This is a genomic window from Salaquimonas pukyongi (assembly GCF_001953055.1).
GTDB lineage: Bacteria > Pseudomonadota > Alphaproteobacteria > Rhizobiales > Rhizobiaceae > Salaquimonas > Salaquimonas pukyongi.
This window is the reverse complement of the sequence record NZ_CP019044.1, coordinates 3,292,894-3,306,855: the sequence shown is the minus strand read 5'-3', so window position 1 is coordinate 3,306,855 and position 13,962 is coordinate 3,292,894. Positions and strand designations below refer to the sequence as shown.

General features: G+C 57.5%; 11 protein-coding genes and 1 pseudogene. 11 read left to right on the top strand and 1 reads right to left on the bottom strand.

The genetic code is table 11. From position 1 onward, the window contains the following. Nucleotides 1–102: 102 nt before the first annotated feature. Nucleotides 103–524: pseudogene (locus BVL55_RS15945) on the top strand (Hsp20 family protein). 12 nt (nucleotides 525–536) lie between these two features. Next, nucleotides 537–824: a DUF1150 family protein gene (locus BVL55_RS15940; protein ID WP_075997722.1), complete on the top strand. Its 288-nt coding sequence runs from the start codon at nucleotides 537–539 to the stop codon at nucleotides 822–824. 92 nt (nucleotides 825–916) lie between these two features. Here BVL55_RS15940 and BVL55_RS15935 read toward each other — a convergent pair whose 3' ends face one another. Next, on the bottom strand, nucleotides 917–2,527 hold the full coding sequence (locus BVL55_RS15935; RefSeq protein WP_075997721.1) for a phosphoenolpyruvate carboxykinase: 1,611 nt from the start codon (nucleotides 2,525–2,527) through the stop codon (nucleotides 917–919). 447 nt (nucleotides 2,528–2,974) lie between these two features. Here BVL55_RS15935 and BVL55_RS15930 point away from each other — a divergent pair, with 447 nt between their 5' ends. From BVL55_RS15930 to BVL55_RS15890, 9 genes are all read left to right on the top strand, one after another. After that, a complete protein-coding gene (locus tag BVL55_RS15930; protein ID WP_075997720.1) occupies nucleotides 2,975–3,682 on the top strand; it encodes a response regulator transcription factor in 708 nt (235 codons plus the stop codon). 114 nt (nucleotides 3,683–3,796) lie between these two features. After that, a complete protein-coding gene (locus BVL55_RS15925) occupies nucleotides 3,797–5,785 on the top strand; it encodes a sensor histidine kinase (RefSeq protein WP_244530543.1) in 1,989 nt (662 codons plus the stop codon). Beyond that, nucleotides 5,782–6,291: an HPr kinase/phosphorylase gene (locus BVL55_RS15920; RefSeq protein WP_075997719.1), complete on the top strand. Its 510-nt coding sequence runs from the start codon at nucleotides 5,782–5,784 to the stop codon at nucleotides 6,289–6,291. The genes BVL55_RS15925 and BVL55_RS15920 overlap by 4 nt, the downstream gene beginning before the upstream one ends. 123 nt (nucleotides 6,292–6,414) lie before the next feature. Continuing rightward, complete coding sequence (locus BVL55_RS15915; protein ID WP_075997718.1) at nucleotides 6,415–6,816, top strand: PTS sugar transporter subunit IIA; 402 nt, start codon at nucleotides 6,415–6,417, stop codon at nucleotides 6,814–6,816. After that, complete coding sequence (locus tag BVL55_RS15910) at nucleotides 6,806–7,111, top strand: HPr family phosphocarrier protein (protein WP_156892641.1); 306 nt, start codon at nucleotides 6,806–6,808, stop codon at nucleotides 7,109–7,111. Before BVL55_RS15915 ends, BVL55_RS15910 begins: the two co-directional genes overlap by 11 nt. A gap of 143 nt (nucleotides 7,112–7,254) precedes the next feature. After that, a complete protein-coding gene (gene ahcY / locus BVL55_RS15905) occupies nucleotides 7,255–8,652 on the top strand; it encodes an adenosylhomocysteinase (protein WP_075997717.1) in 1,398 nt (465 codons plus the stop codon). Nucleotides 8,653–8,979: 327 nt separating this feature from the next. Continuing rightward, nucleotides 8,980–11,385 (top strand): PAS domain-containing sensor histidine kinase, encoded by a 2,406-nt coding sequence (locus BVL55_RS15900; RefSeq protein WP_162841531.1) that lies wholly within the window; start codon nucleotides 8,980–8,982, stop codon nucleotides 11,383–11,385. A gap of 36 nt (nucleotides 11,386–11,421) precedes the next feature. After that, complete coding sequence (gene tsaE / locus BVL55_RS15895; protein ID WP_342097855.1) at nucleotides 11,422–13,032, top strand: tRNA (adenosine(37)-N6)-threonylcarbamoyltransferase complex ATPase subunit type 1 TsaE; 1,611 nt, start codon at nucleotides 11,422–11,424, stop codon at nucleotides 13,030–13,032. Between the two features lie 51 nt (nucleotides 13,033–13,083). Then, nucleotides 13,084–13,836, top strand: a complete 753-nt coding sequence (locus BVL55_RS15890) for a nucleotidyltransferase family protein (protein ID WP_075997715.1) — start codon at nucleotides 13,084–13,086, stop codon at nucleotides 13,834–13,836. The last annotated feature ends 126 nt before the right edge of the window (nucleotides 13,837–13,962 follow it).

Genomic DNA, 13,962 nt, shown 5'->3' with positions numbered 1-13,962 from the left:
TTCGAAGTTTGACCCCATATCCTGACTTGAATGCGGTGCCATCGGGCCGCATGCAAGATTGCCAACCGGAAGTCATCTTCCGAACAGGGATCGGACAGGACCATGAATCGCGTATCTCATTTCGGCAGCCCGCTCATGCTTGGTTTCGAGGAAATCGAGCGCATGGCTGAAAAAATCGCCCGCAGCAATGGCGACGGCTACCCCCTTACAACATTGAGCGCATCACAGGCGAGGAAGAGAGCCTGTTGCGGATCACCCTCGCCGTTGCCGGATTTTCGGAAGACGAGCTGGACATTGCGCTGGAGAACAACCAGCTGACAATCACCGGCAGGCAGGAGCCCGATCCGTCGAGAGAGTTTCTTCACCGCGGTATTGCCGCACGGCAGTTTCAAAAGAGCTTCGTTCTGGCAAACGGCATTGAAGTCAAAAGCGCGGAATTGATGAACGGCCTGTTGTCGGTCGATCTGGTTCACCTTGAGCCGGAGCTCAAGGTCAAGAAGATCAAGATCGGCAACAGCAAGTAAGGAGTAGCCGCCATGCTGGATGATAATCAAAAACCGGAAAATACGGCGGAAGCCGAAGCCTGGAAGCAGTCGCTGGATGAGGTTGCCGCAAGAGAACTGTTGCTTCTCGGCGAAGGCCAGCTTGCCTATTTCCGTCCGGTGAGCGGTGAAGAATACGCCGCCGGCGTGCCATCTGCAAAAACCGTGTCCGGTCTGGGCGTTTTTTCCGCCCGGGGCAATCTGCTGGCAGTCTGCCCTGATCTGGAAACCGCCGCCGCCTACGCCATGGACAACCAGTTGATGCCGGTACGGCTTCACTGATTTTATTTTGACCGCACACGGATAATCAAAAGCCCGGCCTGCTGCCGGGCTTTTTTTTGAACTTCAACCAGATAGCTTTCAGTATCGAAAGACTATTCCGCAGCCTGAAGCGCCACCGAGGCAGCAGCCAGCACCTCCTGATCGACATGGTCTTCGAACTTGACGAAGTTCTGGCGGAACATGTTGACCAGTTTTCGGGCCTGCGCATCATATTCGCTGCCGTCAGCCCAGGTCGAGCGCGGATCGAGAATGCTGTCATCAATCTCGTCGACCGAAACCGGTACCTCGAAGCCGAAATTGGGATCGACGCGGAATTCGGCATTGTTGAGATTGCCGTTCAGCGCTTCTGAAAGCAGCTTGCGGGTAACTTTGATCGGCATCCGCGAACCAATGCCGTAAGCGCCACCGGTCCAGCCGGTATTGACCAGCCAGCAGCTTACGCCATGACGTGCAATGAGATTGCGCAGAAGATCGCCATATTCGGAGGGATGACGGGGCATGAACGGCGCGCCGAAACAGGTGGAGAAGGTTGCCTCCGGTTCTGTCACGCCCTTTTCGGTGCCGGCAACCTTGGCGGTGTAGCCTGAAAGGAAATGGAACATTGCCTGAGCGGGGGTCAGGCGTGAAATTGGCGGCAGAACACCGAAAGCATCGGCCGTCAGCATGATGATGTTGCGGGGATGTGGCGCTCGGCCGCTTTGCGAGGCATTCGGAATGAAATCCAGCGGATAGGCGCAGCGGGTATTTTCCGTCAACGACCCGTCATCGAAATCGGGAATGCGGTTTTCGTCCAGCACAACGTTTTCCAGAACGGTGCCGAAACGCTGTGTCGTTGCAAAAATCTCGGGTTCGGCTTCCGGTGAAAGACGAATGGTCTTGGCATAGCAACCGCCCTCGAAGTTAAAGATGCCATCTTCACCCCAACCGTGCTCGTCATCGCCGATAAGGGTGCGGGAAGCATCGGCGGAAAGCGTTGTCTTTCCGGTGCCCGACAGACCGAAGAAAACGGCCGTATCACCTTCATCGCCCACATTTGCCGAACAGTGCATCGGCATGACGTCCTTTTCAGGCAGCGTATAGTTGAGCGCCGTAAATACCGATTTCTTCATTTCGCCGGCATAGGAAGTTCCGGCGATCAGAACGATCCGGCTCGTCAGATCGCAGGCGATGACGGTTTCGGACCGGCAGCCATGACGGGCGGGATCTGCTTTAAAGCTTGGCAGATCGACGATCATCATATCGGGAACATAACCGGCAAGTTCGGAAAACTCCGGCCGGATCAGAAGATTGCGGATAAACAGGGAATGCCACGCATATTCAGTCACCACCCGTGCCTTGATGCGATTGGCCGGGTCGGCGCCACCATACAGGTCCTGAACGAAGAGCTCCTTGCCTTCGGCATGATGCAGCATGTCCTGCTTGAGAATTTCAAATGCCTCAGGCGGCAGTGGTTTGTTGTTGTCCCACCAGATCGTGTCCTCGGTGGAAGCATCGCGAACGACGAACTTGTCCGCTGCCGAGCGGCCTGTGTGCTGTCCTGTCTCCACCACAAGTGCACCACCTTCGGCAATTCGGCTTTCATTGCGCCGGGCCGACTCTTCGTACAGCGCGGGCGCTGTCAAGTTCCAGCGGACGGCCTTCAGACCGGAAAAGCCGAATGCAGAAAGATCGTGGCTGGTGTTGTATGTACCGATCTGTTTCATGAACTGTCTCCCGGCATGCCGCCGCACACCCTTAGAATAAGCCTCTGTCGCGCTGACGGGTTCTGCCCAGCCAAGCTGCCTTCCTTCCTGCCGTGATATCGGAGGTCCGTTCTCATACTTTAAAACCTGTTTTCAGACAATAAACGGTGCAGGATTACTCAAATAAATCAGTTTATTAATCGGTTTAAAATTTTTAAACGATTGAAATCCGTGCCATCACGGTGCACGGTATTGAGGCCGATTTTTCCTTGCAAGTCAGCGCCTTGGGCCGCAAATGTGGCGGGCCGCAGACGGTTTGGTTTCAATGATTTTGCCGTTTACCTTGATGAAGGATATTGAAGCAGGTTGTCCGGCGTCACAATTTGCGCGTATTTTTGAAAGAACTGCGCAACGAAATTCCTTTCCCTGTATAGCGGGAAATAAACTCTTACCGGAGCCGATCCCGAAATGCCGACCATTGCCCTTGTCGACGACGACCGCAACATCCTGACTTCGGTTTCCATCGCGCTGGAGTCCGAGGGGTACCGGGTCGAAACCTATACCGATGGTGCCTCTGCCCTGGACGGGCTGATGGCCCGCAGGCCGGACCTTGCCATTTTCGACATCAAGATGCCACGCATGGATGGCATGGAACTGCTGCGGCGCCTGCGGCAGAAGTCTGATCTGCCGGTGATTTTCCTCACTTCAAAAGATGACGAGATCGATGAACTGTTCGGCCTCAAGATGGGTGCCGACGACTTCATCAAGAAACCGTTTTCCCAGCGGCTTCTGGTCGAGCGGGTCAAGGCGGTGCTGCGGCGGGCGGCAGCGATCAACGAAGGTGGATCGCGCAGCGGCAGTGGCGGTGAAGCAAAGCTTCTGGAGCGCGGGCACCTGGCCATGGACCAGGAACGCCATACCTGCACCTGGAAGGGCAAGCCGATCACGCTGACCGTGACGGAGTTCCTCATTCTGTATGCGCTGGCGCAGCGTCCCGGTGTCGTCAAGAGCCGCGATGCGCTGATGGACGCAGCCTATGACGATCAGGTGTATGTGGACGACCGGACGATCGACAGCCACATCAAACGGCTGCGCAAGAAGTTCAAGGCGCATGATGACGACTTCGAGATGATCGAAACCCTGTATGGCGTCGGTTATCGCTTCAGGGAATCATGAGCCATCTGCTTTAGCCTTGCTTGATTGCACGCCGGAACAAAGCCCATTATCTATATACGGCCCGGTCATTGGCGCCGCGTGGCGGTGCCCGCCGGCAGGACAGGCTTGATTCGGATGGAACTCGGCCCAAACAAGCAGCCGCCCCATGCTTCCGCTGGCGAAGACAGCGATACGATGCCCGACGAGAGCTCTGCCTCTTATCGGGGACGGAAAGCGCGCGGCGACAAGACGGAGCAGGATACTGTTGCGAAGGCCGCAACCGAAGAAGGCGATGGCAAAAAACCTGTAGATGATGAACATCCCGCAAACGCGGACAGCGGCGAACCTGCGCAACGGGTCGAAGGTTCCGGCGATGCCAACCGCATTTTTCAGCGGGCGCGGCAGTTGCTCTTTTCATCACTGACAAGGCGCATCGTTTTCCTCAATCTGTCGGCACTTGCCGTGCTGCTGTCGGGCATTTTGTATCTCAACCAGTTTCGCGAAGGTCTGGTCGAAGCCTACAAGGACAGCCTCGTTGCCCAGGGCAAGATCATCGCCGGTGCCATTGCCTCACAGGCAACCATGGAAATCGGCACGATTACCGTCGATCCCGACAAGCTGCTGGAGTTGCAGGCAGGCGAATCCACCTCGCCGACCATTTCGCCGCTCGACGATCTGGCCTCTCCGGTAAACCCTGAAGTGGTGGCGCCCTTGCTGCGCTCCCTGGTGCAACCTGCGCGTACCCGGGCCAGGGTCTATGATCAGGACGGCATTCTCGTGCTGGACACCAAGTTTCTGTATGCCGGAGGCAAGGTACTCCGCTACAACCTTCCGGCCCTGCAGGAGGACGAGCCGGAGGGGATGATTTCGCGCATCGGAAACTTTCTCAACCGGCTTCTGCAGCGCCGCGACCTGCCAACCTATGTGGAACATCCCAATACAGGCATTCACTATCCGGAAGTCGTTTCGGCATTGACCGGTTCGCCGTCGACCGTGGTTCGCATGACCCAGAGAGGGGAACAGGTGATTTCCGTCGCCGTTCCCATTCAGCGCCTGCGGGTGATATCGGGTGTATTGCTGCTTTCCTCCGAGGGAAATGAGATCGACAAGATCGTTACCGAAGAGCGCCTGGCGATCCTGCGCATCTTTCTCGTTGCCGCCATCGTGCTGATCGTGCTGTCCGTGCTTCTGGCCGGCACCATCGCCACCCCGCTGCGCAAGCTGTCGGAAGCGGCCAACCGGGTTCGCAAGGGCGTTGAATCCCGCGAGGAAATTCCGGATTTCTCCAACCGCCAAGACGAGATCGGAACGCTTTCAGCTTCAATCCGCTCCATGACGGCGGCATTGTATTCGCGCATCGACGCCATCGAACGCTTTGCCGCCGATGTCAGCCATGAGTTGAAGAACCCGCTGACGTCCCTGCGCAGCGCGGTTGAAACCCTGCCCCTTGCCAAAACCGACGAAGCCAAAACCCGGCTCTACGGCGTGATCCAGCACGACGTGAAACGTCTGGACCGGCTGATCACCGATATCTCGGATGCTTCACGCCTGGATGCGGAACTGGCCCGCGAACAGGCCGATACCGTCGATTTTGCAGCCCTGGTCGCCAATATTGTCTCCATGGCCCGCGACACGCCGTCGAAGGAGGCGGACAGCGCGATGCCCGAAATCCATCTCGACATCCGTACCCCTTCCGGACAGCCTAACGGCAAACCAAAGCCCTTTGTGGTAAAGGGCCACGAAGACCGGCTGGCGCAGGTCATCATCAATATCATCGACAACGCCAAGTCTTTTGCGCCATCAGATGGCGGCAGGATTGAGGTGACGCTGGAGCGTGACCGCGACCAGCTTGTCCTGCGCATTGCCGATAACGGTCCGGGAATTTCCGCCGAAAAGGTCGACCGTATCTTCGAGCGCTTTTATACGGATCGGCCGGAATCCCAGGGATTTGGACAGAATTCGGGTCTTGGCCTGTCAATCTCGCGGCAAATCGTCGAGGCCCATGGCGGCACCATTCGCGCGGAAAACCGTTCCGGGAATGAAAGGGGTGCCCTTTTCATTCTTCAGCTTCCCCTACTGCAGCAAAGGCGTATCAGGGCCGGGGAGGCAGCGTCCCGCCCATGACGGCAGCTACAGTTGATCCAGACAAGGAAAAGTGTCCAAAGCCTGCCTGCAATCACCATTGCAGCGTGGTGGAGATCGGCGGGTTCGGAGTTCTGATCGAGGGCCCCTCCGGCAGCGGCAAGACATCGCTGGCGCTTGGCTTGCTGGAGCGCTGCAAGGCCAGAGGGGTCGAAAGTGCCCTTGTTGCCGACGATCAGGCGTTGCTGGCTTGCAGCGAGGGCGGATTGAAAGCGGTTGCACCGGAGGCGATCCGCGGCATGGCGGAAATCCGCGGCTACGGCATTGCTGCGCTGCCTTTCAAGAACTCGGCGGTGGTCCACCTTGTTGTCCGGCTGGTGGATGATGAACAGGTGGAGCGCATGCCGGGGCAGAACGATCTGGACCATATTGGCGATCTGGTGCTTTGTTCTCCAATACCGTTATACCTTCTGCCCAGACGCCATGAGGCACAGAGCGTTCGCATTGTGATGGCGGTGCTGGAAAACAGATTTGGACTGAGGGTTTGAATGGGTGGTGGGACATCCGGATTTTGCCTTGCCAAAACCACATCGCACCATGTGCGTTGACAATCCGGCGCGCTGACCGCAAGGAAACTGCATTGCTCACAGCACGGGATATCGCATAGCAAGATGATCGGAATCGTACTCATCACCCATGGGCAGCTCGCTCATGAATTCCTGCTGGCTGTCGAACACGTGGTTGGTCCGCAGGAGCATATTGCCACCATCGCAATCGGTCCTGACGATGATGTCGAAAAACGCCGCCAGGACATTCTGGATGCGGTCGCGGAAGTCAATCGTGGGGAAGGGGTTATCATCCTTACCGACATGTTCGGCGGCACGCCGTCCAACCTTGCCATATCCGTCATGCAGGCGGGAATCGTCGAGGTGATCGCGGGCGTCAACCTGCCCATGCTGATCAAGCTGGCCAGCATCCGCGAGAACGCGGAATTGGCGGATGCGGTTTCCGCCGCCCAGGAATCGGGCCGCAAATACATCAATGTGGCGAGCGCACTTCTGGATGGAAGCTGACGGAAAGCCGCCAATGGGTGAAGACGCGCAAACCCGTGCAATCAAAATCATCAACAAGCGCGGCCTGCACGCCAGGGCATCGGCACGATTTGTAAAATGTGCGGAACAGTTCGACGCCGATATCCGTGTTTCCAAGGATGGCCATGTCGTCGGCGGAACCTCGATCATGGGGCTGATGATGCTGGCGGCAAGTCCGGGCTGCACGATCCATATCTCCGCATCCGGCCCACAATCATCGCAGGCGCTTGAGGCGCTGCGGAATCTGGTGGAAGAGCGCTTCGGCGAAGATGAGTAGATGACCCTGGGCTCTGCTCATTAACACATAACAATATCTTTATATGCCGTTGATTCTTGTCCGGTGTCCTGATAAAGGGTCCGCCGGATGTCCCTGCGGGCCAAAGCGGGGCCAATTGATATTGCCAACAGCGGAATGGTTTCATGGCTGACAAAGATTACATCATCAAGGATATCGAGCTTGCCGATTACGGCCGCAAGGAGCTTGATATTGCAGAAACGGAAATGCCTGGCCTGATGGCACTTCGCGAGGAGTTTGGAACCTCCAAGCCGCTGAAGGGCGCCCGGATCGCCGGTTCCCTGCACATGACCGTGCAAACCGCCGTTCTGATCGAAACCCTCGTTACCCTTGGTGCATCGGTGCGCTGGGCTTCGTGCAACATTTTCTCAACCCAGGACCACGCCGCGGCGGCCATCGCGGCAGCCGGCGTTCCGGTTTTTGCCGTCAAGGGCGAAACCCTGCCGGAATACTGGGACTATGCCGACCGGATTTTCCACTTCCCCGAGGGTACGGCAAACATGATCCTCGACGATGGAGGCGATGCCACCTTGTACATTCTGCTGGGCGCGCGGGTTGAGGAAGGTGAAACAGAGCTGATCGGGAACCCGGCTTCGGAGGAAGAAGAAGCCCTGTTCGCCCAGATCAGGAAACGGATGCAGGAAAGCCCCGGCTGGTTCGTTCAGCAGCGCCATGCAATCAAGGGCGTGTCGGAGGAAACGACCACCGGCGTACACCGCCTCTACAAGATGATGGAAAAGGGCCATCTTCCCTTCCCGGCGATCAATGTAAACGACTCTGTCACCAAGTCGAAATTCGACAACAAGTATGGCTGCAAAGAGTCTCTCGTCGACGGCATTCGCCGGGCCACCGATACGATGATGGCAGGCAAGACTGCCGTCGTCTGCGGTTATGGCGACGTGGGCAAGGGGTCGGCAGCCTCGCTGCGCGGTGCAGGCGCGCGGGTCAAGGTTACCGAGATCGATCCGATCTGCGCCCTGCAGGCCGCAATGGACGGTTTCGAGGTTGTTCAGCTGGAAGATGCAGTGAAGACCGCAGACATTTTCATCACCACAACCGGCAACAAGGATGTCATCCGCATCGAGCACATGCGTGAGATGAAGGACATGGCAATCGTCGGCAATATCGGCCATTTCGACAATGAAATTCAGGTGGCCGCGCTGAAAAACCACAAATGGACCAACATCAAGGACCAGGTGGACATGATCGAAATGCCGTCCGGCAATCGCATGATCCTGTTGTCGGAAGGCCGGCTGCTTAATCTTGGCAATGCGACGGGGCATCCCAGCTTTGTCATGTCGGCATCCTTTACCAACCAGGTTCTGGCCCAGATCGAATTGTGGACCAAGGGCGGGGAGTACGACAACCAGGTCTATATCCTGCCCAAACACCTTGATGAAAAGGTTGCCCGGCTGCATCTGGACAAGATCGGTGTGAAACTGACCCGCCTGTCGGAAGAACAGGCAGACTATATCGGTGTAACGCCGGAAGGCCCCTATAAGCCGGAACACTACCGGTATTAATTTTTCCTCCCCTACCCACAATATATTGTGTTTTGGCCGTTGACAGATCTGGCAAGATTTGTCTGTGGCCTTTTTTTGCTACCGGGCGATTCGGCAAATGTTGTAATGTAGACCGAATCAAAACCATACCCGGTAGAAAACCGGGATATTCGGCAGGGCGGTCTAGGGAACCAAGCGGCAGAGGACCCGGACATGCCTGGGGAAACCCGACTACGAGGACCCGCAGTCAATGCGGGAGTTACAGGCGTTGTATCACGGCTGGAAGGGATAAGGCGCGGCCTGTATTCAAGCTGCGCCATTGTATTCCGGCGCCGTGCCGCAGCCGGCTTGGCGCTGGCCGGTCTGGCGGGGCTGCCCGGCGGCGCGGCTGCTGCGCCATTTACCATTGATGATGCATCGGTTTTGCCGCTGGGGATTTTCGGCGGTGCGCTGTCCTTTGCCCTTCTTTCAGCGTTCTGGCTTATTCGGGAGCGGGCGCGCACCGGGGAGGAAAACGCCGAATTGCGGGCAAACTTCTCCAGCCTGCGCGCCGACCGGGACCGGCTGGCAGCACTGGTGGAGGTCAAGGATCAGCGCATCGTCGTTTGGGACGGTTCGGCGGAAAAGCCGAAGGTGATCGGCCAACTCGCCCAGTCGGAAGATGCCCCCGCAGAGCCCGACAGCTTTCTTGCCTTCGGTGGATGGCTCAACGCGGACAGTGCAGGAAGGCTTGATGCCGCCATTGCAGTGCTGCGGAAAGACGGAAACCAATTCGACCTGAGCCTTGAAACCGCCAAGGGCAGCATGTTCGAGGCCCAGGGCCGCGTTTCGGGCGGACATGCCTTTGTGCGTTTTCTGCCGCTTGATTCCATGCGTTCGGAACTGGCGCGGCTTGAAGCCGAACATGACAGGCTGGGCAGGCGCTTTTCCCTGCTTGATGCACTGCTGGAAAAACTCCCCGAGGCATTCTGGATAAATGGCCGTGACGGCAAGCTTGCCTATGCCAACCCTGCCTATGCCAAAGCGGTGGAACTTGACGATCCCGACAAGGCCATCGCGGAAAACCGGCCGCTTTTCGACAAGAAGGAACGCCAGATCATCCAATCGGCGCTCGAGGAAGGCAAGCATTTTTTCGGGCAGCTGCCGGCTGTGGTCGCCGGCGACCGGCGGATGATGGACGCTTCATGTGCCGCCAATGAAAATGGTGTTGCCGGAATCGCCATTGACAGAAGCGAAGTTGAGGCTGTCAGGGCAACGCTCAAACACACCATCGCAAGTCACGAGCAAACCTTCGATCATCTGACAACCGCAATCGCCATTTTCGATTCCCGGCAGAAGCTTCAGTTCCACAATTCCGCTTTCCAGCAATTGTGGGACCTTGCCGCCGGCGATGTTGAAGACAATCCGTCCAATGGTGATCTGCTGGAGATGCTGCGTTCCAACCGGAAACTCCCGGAGACGCCCGACTGGAAGAGGTGGAAGGAAGGTCTGCTGGCTACCTATCAGTCCACCGAGGCAAAGGAAGAGTCCTGGCATCTTCCCGACGGCCGCACCTTGCGCGTCATCATAAACCCGCAGAACCAGGGCGGCACAAGCTGGGTGTTTGAAAACGTCACCGAGGAACTGGCGCTTCGAAGCGATTACAATTCGCTGATGCGAACCCAGGGCGAGACCCTGGATCACCTGAATGAGGCCGTTGCGGTGTTTGGCTCTGACGGCAGGGTCCGGCTGACCAACCCTGCCTTTCTCACCTTGTGGGGCGTTGAAAAACCGGAGGATATCGCGGGTGAGCACGTCAACGAGCTTTCAACCCGAATCAAGCCGTTTCTTGACGATGCAGAGCGATGGGAATCCCTTCGGCTCGAAATTACCGGGGTACGCGACACCCGCGATGACCTGGTTGACCGGCTTGAACTCAATACCGGCATGATCCTCGACTATCATCTGGTTCATCTTCCCGCAGGTCAGTCCATGCTGACCTTTGCTGACATGACAGCCGCTGCCAATGTGGAGCGGGCCCTTAAGGAGCGAAACGATGCGCTTGAGGAATCGGGCGCCCTGAAGAACCGTTTCCTGCAGCATGTTTCCTACGAACTGCGGGCACCGCTGACCAGCATTGCCGGCTTTGCGGAGATTTTGTCGAGCGATGTACCGGGCGAGCTCAACGGCAAGCAGAGAGAATATCTTGGATATATCTCGCAAGCATCCGATGTCCTCAAGGCACTGATTGACGACGTGCTTGATCTTGCCACCATCGACGCAGGGGCCATGGTACTCGATCTGGATACGGTGCATTTCGAATCGGTGATTGAGGACTGCATTGCCATGCAGGCCGACAAGCTGAAGCGGTTCGGCCTGAAAACCGGCAATTTTGTCGACCCTGCCGCAGAGGGCATGACGGGCGATCCGGCGAGAATCCGCCAGGTACTGCAAAATCTGCTCGCCAATGCCATTGATGCCGCTCCGGATGGCTCCACCATATGCATCGAGGTTCGCAGACAGGATGACGCGGTTGAACTGAGCGTCCAGGATGAAGGCCCGGGTATTCCCAAGAACAAATTGGCGGCGATTTTCGAGCGCTTTGAAAACGGCGAGGGCCAGAAGCGCGGCGCCGGGCTTGGCCTTGCAATCGTGCGCAGCCTTGTTGAACTTCACGGCGGTGAAGTACGGATAGAGCAAGGCGAAAAACGGGGTGCTCGCTTTGTCTGCGTATTCCCGTATAAACCGGCCGCCAGCCGCCAGGCAGCGGAATAGCGGATGTGGGGCGGCCAATCCATGCCGGGGAAAGCGGTGAACTTTCCTCCCGTGGAGGCTGCTATCAACCTGCATGAGGGCATGAACGGTTTGCCGGATACATTGCTTGAAGTGACCACCCATTCGGAATCTGAAACCCGGCAGTTGGGCCAGGATATCGCCATGACGCTTCGTCATGGGGTGATATATCTGAAAGGAGATCTTGGCAGCGGGAAGTCGGTTCTTGCCCGAGCCATGATCCGGCAGCTTTGCGATGACACTGCGCTTGAAGTGCCGAGCCCTACATTCTCGCTGGTCCAATCCTATACGGCCTCCCCGCGCCATGGATCTGTCGAGATCCTTCACGCCGACCTTTATCGCATTGCCGATCCCGCCGAATGTAACGAGCTCGGCCTGAACTCTGCCGATGATGATACGCTCGCCCTCATCGAATGGCCGGAAAAGGGAGAAGGCGAGCTCCCTGCCGCTGATGTGGAAATAACCGTTGAAGAACCGGGGACCGGCGGCGCCGAGCTTCGCAGCGTGAGGATCACCGGACAGATGGACGCGCTTGCCGCAATCGGCCGCAGCCTTTCGGTCCGGCGGTTTCTCGATACCGGCTGGAAAAAAGGCGTTGGCCGCCGAAGGTTTCAGGGAGACGCCTCAACCCGCCGTTACGAAACTGCTGACGCTGGCGGTGAGACCCGGATTTTAATGGATGCACCCAAACAACCCGACGGGCCACCGGTCCGTGACGGCAAGCCCTACAGCCGGATTGCGCATCTGGCTGAGGATGTAAGCGCCTTTGCCGGTGTTGCCAGAATTTTGCATTCAGCAGGCCTTGCCGTTCCGCGCCTTTATGCCTGCGACCTTGAAGCGGGGCTGATCCTGTTGGAACATCTCGGCGAAGGAACGATTGTCAATGAAGATCGTCTGCCCGTCCGGGAGCGCTATCTTGCCAGCGCGGCGATGCTTGCAGAATTTCACCAAGAGCCTTTGGTGACGCGGCAGGAATTGCCAAACGGCACCGTGTATGAGGTGCCGGCCTATGATCGCGGCGCCATGCTTATCGAAACAGAGCTGCTGATCGACTGGTTTCTTCCCCGGTTTCGCGGCAATCCGGCAACGCAAGCGGAGCGGGATGCGTTTCTGGAAATCTGGAATGCGCTGATCGATCGGCTGGCAGAGAGTGAAAAACGGCTTTGCTGCCGCGATTTTCACTCACCCAACATCATCTGGCGCGAAAACCATCAGGGCAGCGACCGGGTTGGGCTGATCGATTTCCAGGATGCGGTAGTCGGCCCCTCAGCCTATGATCTTGCTTCCCTGGCACAGGATGCCCGCACGGACGTCAGTAGGGAACTGGAAACCGACTTGCTCGATCATTATTGTGCTCAACGGAAAACCGCCGGCGCATTTGACGAAACGTCCTTCAGGCAGGACTATGCGATCATGGCGGCCCAGCGGGCAACCAAGATTCTCGGCATTTTCGTGCGGCTGGATGAGCGCGATGGCAAGCCAGGCTATCTTCGCCATCTGCCCAGGCTGCAAAACTATCTTTACCGTAGTTTTTCCCATCCGGCGCTTGCTGATTACCGGCAATGGTATGAGCAGATGTTCGGAAAGAACGGCGTTGCCTTTCAAACGGAGGAATTGTCACGGCGCTGACACATGAAACAACGAAATGTGCGGCGGCAAATCACAGATTGAACAACGGATATGACAAAACAAAATACTGGAACGAATTCAGATGGCGCAGATATCCGGCAAGGCATGATGCTGGCGGCCGGACTTGGCATGCGGATGCGGCCCATTACCGATCAGACACCGAAACCGCTGATAAAAGTGTGCGGCAAGGCGTTGATCGACCATGGACTTGACGCGCTCGCCAACGCTGGCGTCAAAAAAGCGGTAGTTAATGTTCACCACCTTGCTGACCAGGTGGAAGCCCATCTTGACGGACGCAACCCGCCGGCAATAGCCATCTCCGATGAACGCGCCTGTCTGATGGATTCAGGCGGTGGCATCAAAAAGGCGCTCGGCCAGCTCGATGACAGGCCTTCCTATGTGCTCAACGCCGATTCCTTCTGGCTGGAAGGGGTCTGTCCCAATCTTCCGGCAATGGCCCGCCAGTGGGATGGATCGAAAATGGACTTTCTGCTGCTCCTGAGCGGCATGCAGCAGGCCGTCGGCTATCAGGGCAGCGGCGATTTCGACATGGATGCCGATGGCCGGCTTTCCCGGCGCCGGGAACGCAAGATTGCGGCCTTTGTTTACTGCGGCGCAGCGGTCTTTCACCCGCGCATCTTCGACGACACGCCGGATGAGCCGTTTTCGGTCAATATGCTGTTCGATCGGGCTGCTGCAGCCGGGCGGCTCTACGGGATGCGCCTCGACGGCCTCTGGCTGCATGTGGGTACGCCGGAATCGATTGGCGAGGCTGAAACCGCCATCGCCCGGAGTGCTGCCTGACCGCCCTTCCGGATGCGCCTCGCCTAGAGCGTGTCCTGGTTGGATGGGTTCGTTTGAACGCCGGTTACCGGGACTTCGGCAAGGCGCAAAAAGCGCGGCAGTGCAGGCACTGTCAGCGTTTTGCAA